This window comes from Pseudomonas sp. IT-P171 (assembly GCF_949767765.1).
GTDB classification, from domain to species: domain Bacteria; phylum Pseudomonadota; class Gammaproteobacteria; order Pseudomonadales; family Pseudomonadaceae; genus Aquipseudomonas; species Aquipseudomonas fluorescens_B.
The window spans coordinates 203,215-220,780 of the sequence record NZ_CATKQN010000060.1 but is presented as its reverse complement, the minus strand read 5'-3'; the positions used below and the strand labels follow the sequence as shown (position 1 = coordinate 220,780).

The 17,566-nt window shown below is 60.4% G+C and carries 15 protein-coding genes; 7 read left to right on the top strand and 8 right to left on the bottom strand.

Going from position 1 to position 17,566, the window contains the following annotated elements; all coding sequences use genetic code 11:
- Nucleotides 1-71: 71 nt before the first annotated feature.
- On the top strand, nt 72-836 hold the full coding sequence (locus tag ACM6I5_RS30070; RefSeq protein ID WP_414878451.1) for an ArsR/SmtB family transcription factor: 765 nt from the start codon (nt 72-74) through the stop codon (nt 834-836).
- Here ACM6I5_RS30070 and ACM6I5_RS30065 read toward each other — a convergent pair.
- Complete coding sequence (locus ACM6I5_RS30065; protein WP_414885260.1) at nt 833-1,441, bottom strand: LysE family translocator; 609 nt, start codon at nt 1,439-1,441, stop codon at nt 833-835. The genes ACM6I5_RS30070 and ACM6I5_RS30065 overlap by 4 nt on opposite strands.
- 94 nt (nt 1,442-1,535) lie before the next feature.
- On the opposite strand from ACM6I5_RS30065, the gene ACM6I5_RS30060 reads away from it, so the two are divergent.
- Complete coding sequence (locus ACM6I5_RS30060; RefSeq protein WP_414885259.1) at nt 1,536-2,468, top strand: LysR substrate-binding domain-containing protein; 933 nt, start codon at nt 1,536-1,538, stop codon at nt 2,466-2,468.
- Nucleotides 2,469-2,543: 75 nt separating this feature from the next.
- On the opposite strand, the gene ACM6I5_RS30055 is transcribed toward ACM6I5_RS30060, so the two are convergent.
- The 5 genes from ACM6I5_RS30055 to ACM6I5_RS30035 all read right to left on the bottom strand — a co-directional run bounded on the left by ACM6I5_RS30055 (nt 2,544) and on the right by ACM6I5_RS30035 (nt 8,759).
- Nucleotides 2,544-3,563: a branched-chain amino acid aminotransferase gene (locus ACM6I5_RS30055; RefSeq protein WP_414885258.1), complete on the bottom strand. Its 1,020-nt coding sequence runs from the start codon at nt 3,561-3,563 to the stop codon at nt 2,544-2,546.
- Nucleotides 3,564-3,805: 242 nt separating this feature from the next.
- Complete coding sequence (gene lpdA / locus ACM6I5_RS30050) at nt 3,806-5,188, bottom strand: dihydrolipoyl dehydrogenase (RefSeq protein WP_017339476.1); 1,383 nt, start codon at nt 5,186-5,188, stop codon at nt 3,806-3,808.
- Between the two features lie 3 nt (nt 5,189-5,191).
- Nucleotides 5,192-6,463: a dihydrolipoamide acetyltransferase family protein gene (locus ACM6I5_RS30045; protein ID WP_414885257.1), complete on the bottom strand. Its 1,272-nt coding sequence runs from the start codon at nt 6,461-6,463 to the stop codon at nt 5,192-5,194.
- On the bottom strand, nt 6,464-7,522 hold the full coding sequence (locus ACM6I5_RS30040; RefSeq protein WP_414885256.1) for an alpha-ketoacid dehydrogenase subunit beta: 1,059 nt from the start codon (nt 7,520-7,522) through the stop codon (nt 6,464-6,466). It lies immediately after the preceding gene.
- A gap of 1 nt (nt 7,523) precedes the next feature.
- On the bottom strand, nt 7,524-8,759 hold the full coding sequence (locus ACM6I5_RS30035; protein ID WP_414885255.1) for a 3-methyl-2-oxobutanoate dehydrogenase (2-methylpropanoyl-transferring) subunit alpha: 1,236 nt from the start codon (nt 8,757-8,759) through the stop codon (nt 7,524-7,526).
- Nucleotides 8,760-8,944: 185 nt separating this feature from the next.
- Between ACM6I5_RS30035 and bkdR the strand changes: the two genes are divergently transcribed.
- A complete protein-coding gene (bkdR, locus tag ACM6I5_RS30030) occupies nt 8,945-9,433 on the top strand; it encodes a Bkd operon transcriptional regulator BkdR (protein ID WP_017339472.1) in 489 nt (162 codons plus the stop codon).
- Between the two features lie 95 nt (nt 9,434-9,528).
- Here the strand turns inward: bkdR and ACM6I5_RS30025 are convergent, their stop codons facing one another.
- Nucleotides 9,529-10,392 carry an MBL fold metallo-hydrolase gene (locus ACM6I5_RS30025; protein WP_414878458.1) on the bottom strand — a complete coding sequence of 288 codons (864 nt, stop codon included), beginning with the start codon at nt 10,390-10,392 and terminating at the stop codon, nt 9,529-9,531.
- Nucleotides 10,393-10,553: 161 nt separating this feature from the next.
- Between ACM6I5_RS30025 and ACM6I5_RS30020 the strand changes: the two genes are divergently transcribed.
- The 4 genes from ACM6I5_RS30020 (at nt 10,554) to nahK (ending at nt 16,720) form a co-directional block, all read left to right on the top strand.
- Nucleotides 10,554-11,360 (top strand): sulfite exporter TauE/SafE family protein, encoded by an 807-nt coding sequence (locus tag ACM6I5_RS30020; RefSeq protein ID WP_414885254.1) that lies wholly within the window; start codon nt 10,554-10,556, stop codon nt 11,358-11,360.
- A 175-nt stretch (nt 11,361-11,535) separates the two neighbouring features.
- The gene (locus tag ACM6I5_RS30015; RefSeq protein WP_414878459.1) at nt 11,536-12,720 is read left to right on the top strand and encodes a porin; all 1,185 of its coding nucleotides are present in this window, start codon (nt 11,536-11,538) and stop codon (nt 12,718-12,720) included.
- Nucleotides 12,721-12,990: 270 nt separating this feature from the next.
- Nucleotides 12,991-14,154: a nitric oxide-sensing protein NosP gene (nosP, locus tag ACM6I5_RS30010; RefSeq protein WP_414885253.1), complete on the top strand. Its 1,164-nt coding sequence runs from the start codon at nt 12,991-12,993 to the stop codon at nt 14,152-14,154.
- Nucleotides 14,123-16,720: a hybrid sensor histidine kinase/response regulator NahK/ErcS' gene (gene nahK / locus ACM6I5_RS30005; protein WP_017339467.1), complete on the top strand. Its 2,598-nt coding sequence runs from the start codon at nt 14,123-14,125 to the stop codon at nt 16,718-16,720. The genes nosP and nahK overlap by 32 nt, the downstream gene beginning before the upstream one ends.
- A gap of 161 nt (nt 16,721-16,881) precedes the next feature.
- On the opposite strand, the gene ACM6I5_RS30000 is transcribed toward nahK, so the two are convergent.
- Nucleotides 16,882-17,547 carry a response regulator transcription factor gene (locus ACM6I5_RS30000; RefSeq protein ID WP_017339466.1) on the bottom strand — a complete coding sequence of 222 codons (666 nt, stop codon included), beginning with the start codon at nt 17,545-17,547 and terminating at the stop codon, nt 16,882-16,884.
- Between the last annotated feature and the right edge of the window lie 19 nt (nt 17,548-17,566).

Below are 17,566 nucleotides of genomic sequence, written 5' to 3'. Positions count from 1 at the left end.
TTGTTCGTGGTTGAAAAAGTGTTGCTACTATCTCCAGTCCGAATGGCCCTTGATTCGTCCGGGAGCGAAATATGAACGTAGAACAACACGACATCGGCGTTTCTCAAGTGGCCGCCGCGATTGCGGAACCGGCGCGGACCAGGATCCTCTGCTCATTGATGGACGGCCACGCCCGCACCAGCACCGAGCTGGCGGCGATTGCCGAGGTCAGCGCTTCCACCGCCAGCGCGCACCTGGCCAAGCTCAAGGAGTTGGCGCTGGTGCGCCTGCATGTTCAGGGGCGCCATCGCTACTACAACCTGGCGGACAAGCGCGTGGCCCAGGCACTGGAAGCATTGATGGTGATCGGCCAGAACACGGCGCCGACCTTCAACCCGCGCACGCCGGACCGCCTGCAATTTGCCCGCACGTGCTACGACCATATGGCCGGCACGCTGGCGGTGTTGTTGCATGACCGGCTGCTGGAAAACGGCTGGTTGCTGGACACCGATGAGCAGGCCTATCGGCTGAGCGACAGCGGCGAAGCGCTGTTTGAAGGATTGGGCATTGAGGTCAAGGACCTGAGCACCCTGAGGCGGCGGTTCGCCTGTCCCTGCCTGGACTGGAGCATGCGCCGGCCGCATCTGGGCGGTTCACTGGGGGCGGCGTTGCTGCAGACGGCGATCCAGCGCAAATGGGTGACTCAGGATCTGGACAGCCGCGCGCTGACGTTGACGGCAACGGGGCGAAAGGAATTCAGCAGCCGGTTTGCCGTTGAACTGCCGGTTCAGGTCACGACAGCACAGCCTGCGTCCACCGAGCCCAAGCGCCGCGCGATCGCCAGTTCTGTGCCTTAACGATTGGCCGAGGCCATCAGTACGCCGAAACCGGCGAAGGTCACGCCCGAGACTTTCGCCGCCAGCCAGGAACCTTTCGCGCTCGATAACCAGCCTTTGGCGGCATTGGCGAGCAAGGCATAGCTGCCATGCACCAGAACAACCAGTACGGCGTAGGAGGCGACGAGCTTGAAGAACTGGGTGGAGAAGTGCGCCGAGGTGTCGATGAATTGCGGGAACACCGCCAGAAAGAAAAACACAGCTTTGGGGTTCAAGAACTGGATGGAAGCCGCTTCAAGGAAGCGATAGCCCGGACTTGAGGGGCGCGTTTCAAGCTGCATACTGAAACGATCCGAGCGCCAGCTTTTGTAACCCAGGTACAACAAATAGATGGCCCCTGCGTATTTCAATACGGTAAAGGCATTGGCGGAGGTGCCGAGGATCAGGCCGACACTCGTGGCGCTGATGGTGGCTACGACAAACGCCCCCGACGCGATCCCCAGAATGCCCGGCACCGCCCCTGTCCATCCGTGGCGCACCGCGTTGGAAAGGGTCAGCACCACGCCAGGTCCTGGGCTCAAAATGGTCAGGGTGGCAAACAGTAGAAAGAGTCCGTAGCTGTTCATGTCTTGCTCCGTCAGGTGGTGCAGGCAGATTGGCGCGACGACGTGGGCGTGACAAACTCTTTAAATGCAGCGCATAGGTGACTAAATTAGACGCATGATTAATCAACTACCACCGCTTAATGCTGTGCGCGCTTTCGCTGTTGCTGCTCGTTATCAGAGTTTCAGCCTGGCGGCCGAGGAGCTGCATGTCAGTCACAGTGCCGTCAGCCGACATATCAAATTGCTTGAGGAACACTTGGGGGTGCTGCTGTTCGAGCGGCGTATCCGCCAATCGGTGCTGACGCCAGCCGGTCAGCGCTTTTATGAACAAGTCAGTGCCGGGCTGGCGCAGATCGCCAACGCCGCCGCTGCGCTCAAACACCATGCGTCGCTGCCGACCGTGAAGATCAATGTCCGTCCCTCCTTTGCCATGCTCTGGCTGATGCCCAGGCTGGAGGATTTCATTGCGCAGCACCCGGACATCACGCCGCAGGTGATCACCCAGACCCAGGCACCGGATCATGCACGCGACGGGTTTGACATCGTCATACGCCGTGGTCGTGACGATTGGGCCCCGGCGATTGAGGCGCAAGCCCTCTTCGAAGACGAGCTGTTGCTGGTCGCGGCACCCTCGCTCATCCAGCGCCAGGCCCTTGAGGACCTCGCGTCCCTGGGGCGGCACACGTTACTGACCGCCAAGGCGCGTCGCGAAGACTGGCACAATTGGGCCCTGCACTTTGGTCAAACCCAGTCAGCCGCTCAGCTCACCCGGCAGTTTGATCACATGCACCTGGTGCTTGAGGCCGCCGTGGATGGGCAGGGCATCGCCTTGTGCCCGACCTCTTTGCTGGGCGCCCACCTTTCGAGCGGTCGCCTGATTTGCCCATTGCCCGAGTTGCGGATGCCGTTGCCGCGTTATTACTACGGTGTTGCGCCGGATGTGACGGCGCAGGCACGAGTGTTTGTCGAGTGGTTGTTTGCGCGGATCGAAAAGGATTCCGGACAGGTGGGGGCGCAAGGTGATTCGCCTGCAAGTGACCGGCGCTGAAAGACGGCCGGCCAACAAAAAACCCACCCGACGCATTCGCGAGGGGTGGGCTTCTTTAGTGCCTGAAGCGCTGGATCAAACCTTGACGATCCAGCCTGCTGGCGCTTCGATCTCGCCAGTCTGTACGCCCGTCAGCTCTTTGTAGAGCTTCTGGGTAACCGGGCCGACCTCTGTTTCGCTGTGGAACACATGCAGGTGGTCGTTGTAGCTGATGCCGCCGATCGGGGTGATCACGGCAGCCGTGCCGCAAGCGCCGGCTTCCTTGAAGTCGGACAGCTTGTCGATGAACACGTCGCCTTCAACCACTTCCAGGCCCAGACGCGTCTTGGCCAGCTCGATCAACGACAGGCGGGTGATGCCCGGCAGGACCGACGGCGAGTTCGGGGTCACGAACTTGTTGTCGTAGGTGATCCCGAAGAAGTTGGCCGAACCGACTTCCTCGATCTTGGTGTGGGTCATCGGGTCCAGGTAAATGCAGTCGGCGAAATGCGCTTTCTTGGCCTGGGAACCTGGCATCAGGCTGGCGGCGTAGTTGCCACCGACCTTGGCCGCGCCGGTGCCTTGTGGAGCGGCACGGTCGTAGCTGGAGATCAGGAAGTTGTGCGGGGTCAGGCCACCCTTGAAGTAAGCGCCGACCGGGATGCAGAAGATCGAGAAGATGAATTCCGGTGCGGTACGCACGCCGATGTTGTCACCCACGCCGATCACGAACGGACGCAGGTACAGCGCGCCGCCGGTGCCGTAAGGCGGGATGAAACGCTCGTTGGCACGGACCACGTCCTTGCAGGCTTCGATGAACTGCTCGGTGGACACCTGTGGCATCAGCAGGCGGGCGCAGCTGCGTTGCATGCGTGCGGCGTTCTGGTCCGGGCGGAACAGGTTGATCGAGCCGTCCTTGCAACGATAGGCCTTCAGGCCTTCGAAGCACTGCTGGCCATAGTGAAGGGCAGTGGAGCCTTCGCTGATGTGCAGCACATTGTCTTCGGTCAGGGTGCCTTTGTCCCACTCGCCATTACGCCAGTGCGACAGATAGCGCTTGTCTGTCTTGATGTAATCAAAACCCAGCTTGTCCCAATTGATGCTTTCGTTACCCATGACACCCTCTATCACTTAACAACCGCCGAAACGGTTCAAGGCTTCTGACGTTTTTTGGATGGGGACAACAATACTTCATTCCGGGCCTGTTTCGCAGCCCGGACTATCGGATGACAGGCAGATAAATCGGGTTGGCCTCAAGAAATCGCCAGCAGGTTAGCTCCCACAGGAGAACGCATTCCAAACGTGGGAGCTAGCCTGCTGGCGATGGGGCCATCTCTGCCGCCATCCTTTTCTCTGAATCACAGGTGCAGCGCATGCCCCAAAGCACGCAACGCGGCTTCCTGCACCGCTTCACCCAAGGTTGGATGCGCGTGAATCGTGCCCGCAATGTCTTCCAGCCGGGCGCCCATTTCCAGGCTCTGGCCAAACGCGGTCGACAATTCCGAAACACCCACACCGACCGCCTGCCAACCGACAATCACATGATTGTCCCGACGAGCGACGACTCGCACGAAGCCGCTTTTCGACTCCAGCGTCATCGCCCGGCCATTGGCCGCGAACGGGAAGCTCGAAACGATGCAGTCCAGGCCCGCCGCCTTGACGTCGTCCGGGGTCTTGCCGACTACCACCAGTTCCGGGTCGGTGAAGCACACGGCGGCAATAGCGGTCGGGTTGAATTCGCGGGTTTTACCGCTGATCAACTCGGCGACCATCTCGCCCTGAGCCATGGCCCGGTGTGCAAGCATCGGTTCGCCGCTCAGGTCGCCGATGGCGTAAACGTTACGCATGCTGGTCTGGCAGCGGTTATCGATCTTGATCGCCGAGCCATTCATGTCCAGATTCAGCGCTTCGAGGTTCCAACCCTGAGTGTTCGGTTTGCGGCCCACAGCCACTAGCACCTGATCGGTTTCCAGGTTCATCGTGTCGCCACCCGGTTCAAGAACTTGCAGAGTATTGCTAGAAGAATCAAAGCCTTGGACGCTATGTTTCAAGTAAAGCTTCACGCCAAGTTTTTTCAGTTCATCGTGAACAGGCTGGGTCAGTTCGGCGTCGTAGGCCGGCAGGATACGATCCTGCGCCTCGACCACGCTGACGTCGGCACCGAGCTTGCGATAGGCAATCCCCAGCTCCAGGCCGATGTAACCGCCGCCGACCACGACCAGGCGTTTCGGTACAGCAGTCGGCGCCAGGGCTTCGGTGGAGGAAATGATCGGCCCGCCAATCGGTAGCATCGGCAGGTTCACGCTTTTCGATCCGGTGGCCAGCACCAGGTGCTCGCACTGAATCCGTGTGTCGCCGACTTCAACGGTCTTGCCGTCGATCACTTTCGCCCAGCCCTGAATGACCTGAACCTTGTTTTTCTTCAGCAGCGCCGAGACGCCGGTGGTCAGGCGATCAACGATGCCATCCTTCCACTCGACACTCTTGCTGATGTCGAGGGTCGGCGCGGAAACGCTGATGCCCAATGCCGAGTTTTTGCTGTGGTGCTGAGTCTGATGGAATTGTTCGGCAACGTGAATCAAGGCTTTCGATGGAATACAGCCGATGTTCAGGCACGTCCCGCCCAGCGATTCGCCTTCCACCAATATGGTTGAAATGCCCAGCTGGCCAGCACGAATTGCCGTCACATAACCGCCAGGGCCGCCGCCGACGATCAGCAACGTGGTGTTCAAAGTCTGCATGTCTTACTCCACGAACAGGGTGGCGGGTTGTTCGAGCAGGCCACGCACGGCCTGGATGAATTGCGCCGCGTCCATGCCATCGACCACGCGATGATCGAAGGAACTGGAGAGGTTCATCATCTTGCGGATCACGATCTGGCCTTTGACGACCATCGGGCGTTCGACGATTTTGTTGACGCCGACGATTGCCACTTCCGGCAGGTTCAGCACTGGCGTACTGACGATCCCGCCCAACGCGCCGAGACTGGTCAGGGTAATGCTCGAGCCGGACAGTTCATCGCGAGCGGCCTTGCCAGTGCGCGCGGCGGTGGCCAAACGGGAGATTTCCTGAGCGTTGTCCCACAAACTGCGAGCTTCAGCGTGACGCACCACCGGCACCATCAAGCCGATGTCGGCCTGGGTGGCGATGCCCACATGCACCGCGCCGAGGCGGGTGATGACCTGGGCTTCGTCGTCGTAACGGGCGTTGATCTGCGGGAAGTCGCGCAGGGCGACGACCAGCGCACGGACGAGGAACGGCAGCAGTGTCAACTTGCCCCGGGTCGCGCCGTGTTTTTCATTCAGGTGTGCGCGCAACTCTTCCACGGCCGTGACATCGATTTCTTCGACATAACTGAAGTGGGCAGCGCGTTGCGTGGCGTCCTGCATGCGCTGGGCAATCTTGCGACGCATGCCGATGACCGGGATTTGTTCTTCGTCGTTGCGCTGTGCGTATGCGGCAGTGGCGGTCGATGCATTCGACTGACCTTGCGCCAGATAGGCCTCGAGGTCTTCGTGCAGCACGCGACCGGCAGGGCCGGTGCCACGCACCAGACGCAACTGGATGCCGAGATCAAGGGCATGTTTGCGTACGGCCGGGGACGCCAACGGGCGTTCATCGGCTTCGCGAGCCACCATCGGGCCTTGGCATACGGCTGCTCGTGGCGCCGCAGCAGGGGCTGGTTTGCTTTCCACAACGGCTTCGACTTTCGGCGCCGGTGCTTCTTTCACGGCAGCAGCCACAGGCTGAGCCGACTCTTTAACATTGCCCGCGCCTTCGACTTCAATGCTGATCAGGACGCTGCCCACCGCCATGACTTCGCCGGGCACACCGCCCAGCGCGATCACCTTGCCGTGCACCGGCGAAGGAATGTCGACCATCGCCTTGTCGGTCATTACATCGGCCAGCACCTGATCTTCGACGACCATGTCGCCGACCTTGACGTGCCACACCGACAGTTCAACTTCTGCAATGCCTTCGCCAATGTCCGGCATTTTAATAACGTGCGTGCCCATTCAGACCTCCATGACCCGTTTCAACGCCGCGCCCACCCGGGACGGACCAGGGAAATACGCCCACTCTTGCGCGTGCGGGTAGGGGGTGTCCCAGCCGGTGACGCGTTCGATCGGCGCTTCCAGGTGATGGAAGCAATGCTCTTGCACCAGGGCGACCAGTTCGGCGCCGAAGCCGCAAGTACGGGTGGCTTCGTGAACGACCACGCAACGGCCGGTTTTCTTCACCGACTTGACGATGGTTTCCAGGTCCAGTGGCCACAGGCTGCGCAGGTCGATGACTTCAGCGTCGATCCCGGTTTCTTCCGCGGCGACTTGCGATACGTAGACCGTGGTGCCGTAAGTCAGGATGGTCACGTCCTTGCCTGGTCGGGTGATGGCAGCCGCGTCCAGCGGCACGGTGTAGTAACCGTCCGGCACTTGCGCAGCCGGGTGTTTCGACCACGGGGTGACGGGACGTTCGTGGTGGCCATCGAACGGGCCGTTGTACAGGCGTTTCGGCTCAAGGAAGATCACCGGGTCATCGTTTTCGATGGAGGCGATCAGCAAGCCTTTGGCGTCGTACGGGTTGGACGGCATGACCGTGCGCAAGCCGCAGACCTGAGTGAACATCGCCTCGATACTCTGGCTGTGGGTCTGGCCACCGTAGATGCCGCCGCCGCACGGCATGCGCAGGGTCATCGGTGCGGTGAACTCGCCGGCCGAGCGATAACGCAGGCGGGCGGCTTCGGAAATGATCTGGTCTGACGCCGGGTAGACGTAATCGGCGAACTGGATTTCGGCCACCGGGCGCAAACCGTAAGCGCCCATGCCCACGGCAACACCGACGATGCCGCTTTCGGAGATCGGTGCGTCGAATACGCGGGAGGTGCCGTACTTGTTCTGCAAGCCTTCGGTGCAACGGAACACGCCACCGAAATAGCCCACGTCCTGGCCGAACACCACGACGTTGTCGTCACGCTCAAGCATCACATCCATGGCCGAGCGCAGGGCCTGGATCATGGTCATGGTGGTCGTGGTCATGGCGGTTTCCAACTCGATTTTATTGTTGTGATCGTTCATGTCAGATCCCCAACTCTTGACGCTGGCGCTTCAAGTGCTCCGGCATCTCTTTGTAGACGTCTTCGAACATGGTCGCGGCGCTCGGAATCTGGCCGCCGGCGAGGGTGCCGTACTGCTCGGCTTCTTTCTGCGCGGCGATCACTTCAGCTTCCAGTTCGGCGCTGACGGCAATGTGTTCCTCTTCGGACCAGTGGCCGATTTTCACCAGGTGCTGCTTGAGGCGCGTAATCGGATCGCCCAACGGGAAGTAGCTCCAGTCGTCGGCAGGACGGTATTTGGACGGATCATCGGATGTCGAGTGCGGGCCGGCACGGTAGGTGACCCATTCGATCATGGTCGGGCCGAGGTTGCGGCGGGCGCGTTCGGCGGCCCAGGCAGAGGCGGCGTAGACCGCGACAAAATCGTTGCCATCGACCCGCAGGGAGGCAATGCCGCAACCGACGCCACGACCGGCAAACGTGGTCGCTTCACCGCCGGCAATCGCCTGGAAGGTGGAGATCGCCCACTGGTTGTTGACCACGTTGAGGATCACCGGCGCACGGTAAACGTGAGCGAAGGTGAGGGCGGTGTGGAAATCGGATTCAGCCGTGGCGCCGTCGCCGATCCAGGCCGAGGCGATTTTGGTGTCGCCCTTGATCGCCGAGGCCATGCCCCAGCCTACGGCTTGTACGAATTGGGTGGCGAGGTTGCCGGAAATGGTGAAGAAGCCGAAATCCTTGACCGAATACATGATCGGCAACTGACGGCCTTTGAGCGGATCGCGCTCGTTGGACAACAGTTGGCAGATCAGGTCTACCAGCGGCACTTCACGCGCCATCAGGATGCTTTGCTGACGGTAGGTCGGGAAGCACATGTCATCGACATTCAGGGCCAGGGCCTGGCCGCTGCCGATGGCTTCTTCGCCAAGGCTCTGCATGTAGAACGACATTTTTTTCTGGCGTTGAGCGACAACCATGCGGTTGTCATAGATCCGCGTCTTGAGCATGGCGCGCATGCCTTTACGCAGGATCTCGACCGGGACGCCTTCGGCCCATGGACCGAGGGCATTGCCCTGATCGTCGAGCACGCGAATCAAACCCTTGGCCAGGTCGGCGGTGTCGGCGGGTTCTACGTCAATGGCGGGTTTGCGCACCGTGCCAGCGTCGGTCAGACGCAGGTAGGAGAAGTCGGTTTTGCAGCCTGGGCGGCCCGAAGGTTCGGGAACGTGCAGGCGCAGCGGTTCGTACGCTTGGTTCATGGCTTCTACGCTCGATCTTGTGAATTTCTTGTAGTGAGCTGACCGTCATTCCTCTGTGGAGGAAATCTTGTCCTACAACAATCATAGGCCCGGCCAAGAAGAATATTTCTCTCTGTTTCGTTGCGCTTGAGATCATTTGAGGATAAAAAATCTGCATAAACATAAAAAACAGGTGGTTTTGTCTCATGCGCAAACTGGACCGTACCGACATCGGCATTCTCAACAGCCTCCAGGAGAACGCCCGCATCACCAACGCTGACCTTGCTCGCTCGGTGAACCTGTCGCCGACGCCGTGCTTCAACCGGGTCAAGGCGATGGAAGAATTGGGCCTGATTCGCGAGCAAGTGACGCTGCTGGACGCCGATCTGCTGGGGTTGCATGTGAACGTGTTCATTCACGTCAGCCTGGAAAAACAGGTGGAGGAGGCGTTGCAGCATTTCGAGGAAGCGATCTCGGATCGCCCGGAAGTGATGGAGTGCTATTTGATGGCAGGCGATCCGGATTATCTGATCCGGGTGCTGGTGCCGACCATTCAGTCGCTGGAACGCTTCATGATGGACTTCCTCACCAAGGTTCCCGGCGTGGCCAACATCCGTTCGAGCTTTGCGCTGAAGCAGGTGCGTTATAAAACCGCGCTGCCGTTGCCGGCGAATGGGTTGACACTGGCCAATTGAAAATCAAAGGATCGCAGGCTTCGCCGCTCCTACATTGACGGTATACGCCGTGACACCGAATCCTGCAGGAGCCTGCGATTCTTTGATTGTGATTTTCAGAGCTTGTTGATCGGGATCTTCAGGTATATGACGCCATTCTCTTCAGCCGGCGGAAAATGCCCCGCCCGCACGTTCACCTGAATCGCCGGCAGCAACAGCGTCGGCATGCCCAACCCCGCATCCCGCTGGGTGCGCATCGCAACGAACGCGGCTTCGTCGATGCCGTCGTGAACGTGGATGTTGCTCTTGCGCTGCTCGCCGACCGTGGTCTGGCATTGGGGCTCGCGCGTTTCAGGCGGATAGTCGTGACAAACGTAGAGCCGCACGCTGGCCGGAAACGCCAGCAACTTCTGGATCGAGGCAAACAACTGGCTGGCATTGCCGCCGGGGAAGTCGCAGCGCGCGGTGCCTACATCCGGCATGAACAAGGTATCGCCCACCAGAATGATGCTGTTGCCGATCAGATAGGCCATGTCCGCCGGGGTATGACCGGGCACATGCAGGGCCTTGGCCTTGAGGTTTCCGATCATGAACGATTCGTCCGGGGCGAACAGATGATCGAACTGCGAACCGTCCACCGCAAATTCCGGTTCAAGATTGAACAGGCTTTTGAACACCCCCTGAACCTTACTGATCGACTGGCCAATCGCAATTCTGCCGCCCAGCTTCCGGCGCAGATACGGCGCGGCGGACAAGTGATCGGCATGGGCGTGAGTTTCCAGCAGCCATTGCACCTGCAACTGATGTTCACCCACGAAAGCGATGATTTTATCGGCCTGGGTGGTGGCGGTGCGTCCGGCGGCCGGGTCGTAGTCGAGCACCGGGTCGACGATCGCACACGGGCCGCCGTCGGCTTCGTAGATCACGTAACTGTAGGTCGACGAGGCTGGGTCGAGGAAGGCTTCAATCAAGGCGGGCATGGTGGCCGTTTCTTTTGGGACAAGCCTTGAGGGTAGTGTCAATTTCCCTGCGCTGACCAGCCCTACAACAATTCAATTGATGTAAAAAGCTGCGCGGGTTCTATCCTGTCAGTCATCGATACCGGGCGTTCCCGGCTTTTGTCATGGATTACGAGCGTTCTATGTTGCTGGCAAGTTTTTTTGGTGTGGTCATGGGCCTGGTCCTCGGCTTGACCGGTGCCGGTGGCGGCATTCTTGCGGTTCCGGCCCTGGTGCTGGGGTTGGGTCTGACCATGACTCAGGCGGCACCCGTCGCCTTGTTTGCGGTGGGAAGCGCGGCGGCGGTCGGGGCGATTGACGGGTTGCGCCATGGTTTGGTGCGTTATCGCGCAGCGCTGTTGATTGCATTGCTGGGGGCGATTTTTTCTCCGGTCGGCATCTACTTCGCCCATCAGTTGCCGGAAAAGATCCTGATGATTCTGTTCAGCCTGCTGATGGTCATGGTGGCCTGGCGGATGCTGCGCCGCGAGCGCCAGGACGAAGGCCCGAGCGACCACGGGCACGCCAACTGGGGCCAGAAAAACTGCATGCTCGATCAACAGACCGGACGCTTTTCCTGGACGGCAAAGTGCACCGCGACTCTCGCGGCATTGGGCGCGGTGACCGGTGTGGTTTCCGGTCTGCTCGGGGTCGGCGGCGGGTTCCTGATCGTCCCGGCGTTCAAGCAACTGACCGATGTGCAGATGCGCGGGATTGTGGCGACGTCCCTGATGGTGATCAGCCTGATTTCCGCCATCGGCATGATCGGTGCGTTTCATGCCGGGGTGCGGATCGATGGCCTGGGCGTGGCATTCATCATCGCAAGCGTGGTCGGCATGATCATTGGCCGACAGCTGTGCGCTCGAGTCCCGGCCAGGGTCCTGCAGGTCGGCTTCGCCAGCGTCTGCGTCGTGGTCGCGGCCTACATGCTGTTCAGAGCGGGTGTCTAACGGTCTTACACCCTAAGTTCCGGGCCCTCGTCGTGGCCCGGTCTTACGCCGAATTTGCTGCACTCCACCCGCCACGCCAAAGCACTTCAATACCCCCTCCAAGGCAGCGTATGACGCCGCCGGTCAGCTTTCGATAATCGCCTCCGACATCCAGTCCCCCGCTGCGGAGCGCGTCATGCACAACAATAAGAATTTCAAGCATCGTTACTTGCCAGCCTTGATCGCCGGCCTGTCGACCCTCGGTTTGAGCTCAATGGCCGAAGCCGAGATCATGCTGTACGACAAGGACCAGACCACATTTTCCACCGACGGCTATATCAACGCGTTTTACGTGAACAGTGATGTGGACCGTGCCGGTGATCAATACGATCGTCGACAGGCGCGGGTCAAAATGGGCTTTCTGCCCAACTACCTGGGCTTCAACATGGGCAAGCAGGTCGATGATCTCAAGCTCGGCGCCCGGGCGTCGTTCTGGGTGACGATCAACGACAGCGAAACCAACGGCACCGACACGGCTATCGATGTGCGGCAGTTCTACGGCACGGTGGCCAACCCTGAATGGGGTGAAGTGCTGATCGGCAAGGACTTCGGCCTGTTTGCCCGTTCCAACATCCTGCTCGATGAATTGCTCGCCGGTTACGGTCAGGTCAGCGATACCCTGGGGCTGGTGGATGGTGGCGGGGTGTCGTTCGGCAACATCGGCAGCGGTTATCCGTACCCGTTCCCGACCTCGCAGATCACCTATCGCACCCCGGTGATGGACGGCTTGCGGGTGGCGGTGGGGATCATGGACCCGGTGGACACCAACGACAGCAGCCCGACGGGCAAGGCGTATCAGGAGAACCCGCGGACCGAGAGCGAGATCACCTATCAGTTCGACGTCGCCGGAGCGAAGATTTACAGCTGGGTCAACGGCAGCTACCAGACGTCGGACAACACCGACTCCACGGTGCAGTCCGTCACCTCCAAAGGCGTCGGCTATGGCGTTCAAGCGAAAATGGGCGGGTTGTCGCTGACCGGTTCCGGCTTCCAGGCCAAGGGCATCAACCCGTTCTTCACCAATAACGCCGGCGAACCGACGTTGCGCAACGTCGACAGTGACGGTTACCTGTTGCAGGGCTCCTACAAACTGGGGAAAAACCGCCTGGCCTTGTCCTACGGCAAGACCAAGGACGATGGCAACGGCGTGGTCGGCAGCGGCGCAGACTACGAGACTCGTGGCATTGCGCTGTTCCATGACGTCAACGACAACCTGAAGCTGGTGGCCGAGTACAACCAGTTCGAAATCAACGGTCACGACACCAGCGCGCAGAACGAAGACACCGACACCTTTGCAGTGGGGGCGGTGCTGACCTGGTAACCGCTGGCGATGTAGATCATCTGTGGTGAGGGAGCTTGCTCCCGCTGGGGCGCGAAGCGACCCTGGTTCTGGTCGCGCATCGGCCGGTTCCGGGCCTGCTTCGCAGTCCAGCGGGAGCAAGCTCCCTCGCCACAAATGTTTCAGCGACCAGCCTTTGATGTCCGACTCTCATCCCATCGAACCGCCTGACCGCTACCCAAGTAGCATACGTGGCAGCCCCTGGCCTTCGTACACTCCAACCTCATACATGCGCACCTGCGGGAGGCGACGATGCAGCAGGTCCAGAGCGAAGGTGTCGTCAGTGCAATGTCCCAGTCGACCGATGCCGAACAGGTGGCTCAAGAACTGGCGCGGCAACTGTTGCATCCGCATTTGGGGTTCGTGTTGTTTTTCTGTTCCGCCGAGTACGACTTGCAGGCGCTGGGTCAGGCCTTGCAACAAAGCTTCGGCGGTATTCGCCTGGTCGGCTGCACCAGCGCCGGTGAAATCACCCCGCTGGGCTACGGTCGCAACTGCGTGACGGCAGTGGGGTTCGACCATCGGCATTTTTCCATCGACGCCGAACTGATCGACGAGATGGAGCGATTCAGCCTGATCGACGCCCAGCAAATGGTCGAGCGTCTGGTCAGTGGCTGTCGCAGCAACACCCTGGCGCCGATCAAGGGCAACAGTTTTGCCCTGACCCTGCTGGATGGTTTGTCCAGCCGTGAAGAAATGGTCCTCGCAGCGCTGAGCGCAGCGTTGGGCGACATCCCGCATTTCGGTGGTTCGGCCGGCGACGACAATTACCTGACCCATACCCACGTCTATTTTAATGGCGAGTTTCACAGTGGCGCGGCGGTGGTGGTGCTGGTCAACACCTGGCTGGATTTCGAAGTCTTCACCACCCACCACATCCTGCCGCGGGCGGAAAAACTGGTGGTCACTGGCGCCGACAGTGCTTCGCGCCGGGTGTTCGAACTGAATGCCGAACCCGCCGCCGAGGAGTACGCCCGGCACATCGGCGTGCCCGTCGCCGAGCTCGATCACCGGGTCTTCGCCGCCCACCCGCTGGCGGTGCGGATCAACGATCAGTACTACGTACGGGCAATCCAGCAGGTTCATCCGGACCTGAGCCTGAGTTTCTACTGCGCGGTGGAAAACGGCATCGTCCTCACGGTCATGACGCCGGGCCCGATGCTGCCGAACCTGCAAAATCTGTTCGAGGGTTTGCAGGACCGCCTCGGTGACCTGTTGTTGACCATCGGCTGCGATTGTTTTCTCAGGCGTCTGGAACTGGAAGACGGCGGCAGCCTCGAGCAGATCGGTACGTTTTTGCGGGACCAGCGGGTGATGGGTTTCAACACCTACGGAGAACAGTTCAATGGCATGCACATCAACCAGACCTTCACCGGGGTTGCCATTGCCCGAGGCCGGTCCCCTGGACATCGTTGAGCTTCAGGCGCAAGTCGCCAGCCTGCGACACGAAAACCAGAAACTGCAGCGCATCAATGGCGCGCTGATCGAACGGATCGAATCCGGTATCACCCGCGGCAACGACCCGTACGCGGCGTTCCAGCATTCGGTGGTGCTGGCCGAACAGGTGCGTGAGCGCACCGACGCCTTGAACCAGGCCATGGCCGAACTCAAGTCGGGCAATCATTTGCTCAGCGAAGCGCGCTTGCGTGCAGAAACCGCGCATCAACACCTGATCGACGCCATCGAGAGCATTTCCGACGCTTTTGTACTGTTCGATGCCGACCAGCGAATCGTGCTGTTCAACAGCCGCTTCAAGGCGTTCTGGGGCAACAGTCGGGTGCGGATCAACGCCGGCATGCGCCTGGCTGAGGTCAAGCGGCTGATGCTGTCCACCGGCCTGTTCACCGAAGAACCGCGCGGGCAGGCGGACGAAAATCTGCTGTTCCGTTTGCAGGACGGTCGCTGGCTGCAAGTCAGCGAACGGCCGACGCAAGAGGGCGGGCGGGTGATCCTGTTCACCGACATTACCGACGTCAAACTCAGCGAAACGGTGCGCCGCGAGCAGGCGGTGGCGCAGAAATCCCATTTGCTGCAACGGGCGGTCGACAACCTGTCCCAAGGCGTGGCGATGGTCAACGCCGACGGCATTCTGGAGTTGTGGAACCGGCGCTTCCTTGAACTCAGCGGCCTTGCGCCGGTGGCAGCGCATCGGCCGTTCGCCGAAGTGATCGCCGACAGCGAGTTGAACCTGTTGACCCCGGCCAGTCGAGACGGCAACGGGCGCCCGGTGCAGGAATGCGAGCAGCGCCTTTACGATGGCCGGGTCTTGGAAATCCGCACCCATCCGTTGCCCACCGGCGGCTTCGTCAACACCTTCACCGACATCACCGAACGCTACCAGCACGCCGAAGCGCTGAGTGAAAGCGAGCGCTGGATTCGCCTGATCACCGACCACGTACCGGCACTGATCGCCTACCTCAATGCCGATCTGGTCTACGAGTTCACCAACAAGGTCTACGAAGAATGGTACTGCTGGCCGCGCGGCGTGATGCTCGGGCAGAGCCTGCGCGAGGTGCACAGCGAGCAACATTATCAGCGGCTGGAAGCCTACGTGGCCCGGGCATTGGCCGGTGAAAGCGTAACGTTCGAGTTCGCCGAAACCAACATCAACAATCAGGAGCGCTACATGCTGCGCTCCTATGTGCCGAATCGGCTGGCCACCGGAGAGGTGGTGGGGATTTTCGTGTTGATCCGCGATATCACCGAGCGCCGCCGCACCGCCGAGGCGCTGCACCAGGCCTATCAGAACCTTGAGCTGCGGGTACGTGAGCGCACGGCGGAACTGACGAACCTCAATGACCAGTTGCTGCGCGAGATCGATGAGCGTCGGCGCGTTGAATCACGCCTGCGCGAAGCCAAGCTCGAAGCCGAACAGGCCAACCTGTCGAAAACCAAATTTCTCGCCGCCGTCAGCCATGACTTGTTGCAGCCACTGAATGCAGCGCGACTGTTTACCAGTGCCTTGCTCGAACGCCGGGAACCGGTGGCCAACGAGATTCTGGTGCGCAATGTCAGTAATTCCCTGGAGGACGTGGAAAACCTGTTGGGCACCCTGGTGGATATTTCCAAACTCGATGCCGGGGTGATCAAGGCCGACATTGCGCCGTTCGCCTTGAGCGAGTTGTTGGAAAATCTCGCCGCCGAGTACACCCAAGTGGCCCGCAGTGAGGGGCTTGAGCTGCATTTCATCGCGTGTTCGGCGCTGGTGCGCAGCGACATTCAATTGCTCGCGCGGATCCTGCGCAACCTGTTGAGCAACGCGATTCGCTACACCTACAGCGGCCGGGTGGTGCTCGGTTGTCGGCGTCATCATCAGCGGCTGACGATCGAAGTCTGGGACAGCGGAATGGGCATTGCGGATAACCGTCTGGAAGAGATTTTCCAGGAGTTCAAGCGTGGCGATGTGCAGCGTCCGGATCAGGATCGTGGTTTGGGCCTGGGGCTGGCGATTGTCGAGAAAATTGCCGGGATTCTCGGGCACCGCATTCACGTGCGTTCGTGGCCGGGCAAGGGTTCGATGTTTTCCGTCGAAGTACCGCTGAGCGCCACGGCACCCATGGCGCCGCCGAGCCTGCAGATGAGTGAGCCGATGCTCGAGCGTCTGCGTGGCGCGCGGGTGTGGGTGCTGGACAACGACGCGGCGATTTGCGCCGGCATGCGCACCTTGCTTGAAGGGTGGGGGTGCCTGGTGGTGACGGCGCTGTCGGAGCAGGACCTGGCGCGGCAGGTGGATAACTACCATGAAGAAGCGGACTTGCTGATCGCCGACTATCACTTGGATGACGAGCAGAACGGCGTGGATGCGGTGGCCCGGATCAACGCCCGGCGCGGTTCAGCCATTCCGGCGATGATGATCACCGCCAACTACAGCAATGAGCTCAAATTGCAGATTCGCGAGCTGGGGCACACCTTGATGCACAAACCGGTGCGGCCGATGAAGCTGAAGACGGCGATGAGTCATTTGCTCGGCCTGTCCCGTTAACTCCCTCCGGACACTGAATCTGTGGCGAGGGAGCTTGCTCCTGTTCGACTGCGAAGCCGTTGTAAATCAGGCCACTCGGCTTATTGGGACGTTTGCAGGGGGCCGCTTCGCGACCCGGCGGGAGCAAGCTCCCTCGCCACAGAGATTGGTAATCCCGACATTCAACGCCGCAGATAAGACCCGAAATCAATATCCCCGGCACTCAGGATCGCCTGCACCCGGTTGTGCACGTTGAGTTTGCGCAGGATCGCCGAGACGTGGGCCTTGACCGTGGTTTCGGCGATTTCCAGGGTGTAGGCGATCTGTTTGTTCGACTCGCCCTTGGTCATGCGTTCCAGCACCAGCAACTGTTTGCGCGTCAGGGCCTGGAGCAGTTCCGGAGGGAAACTCGGGTTATCGTTCATCCGGCGGTGGGTGCCGCTTTTCTGCGTGCGGATGATGTCCGGCGGCAGGTAGACATTGCCGTTGAGAATCTGCTGGATCGCCTCGGTCATTTGCACCCGCGGCGAGGATTTGGTGATGAAGCCCACCGCACCATAGGTGATGGCTTGCAGCACGATCTGCTTGTCCTGCTCGGCGGACACGATCACCACCGGAATGGTCGGCGCCTCGTTGCGCAGGTTGATCAGGCCATTGAGGCCGTGCATGCCGGGCATGTTCAGGTCGAGCAAAATCAGGTCCAGGTCGTCATGTTCCTGAGTCAGCGCCAGGGCGCTGTCGAGGTCGGCGGTTTCCATGACCTCGCTGCCCGGGAACCCGTCGCTGATGACGTTATGAATCGCTTCGCGAAACAGCGGGTGATCGTCGGCAATCAGAATTTTGTACATAGCCTTTCACCTCATTATT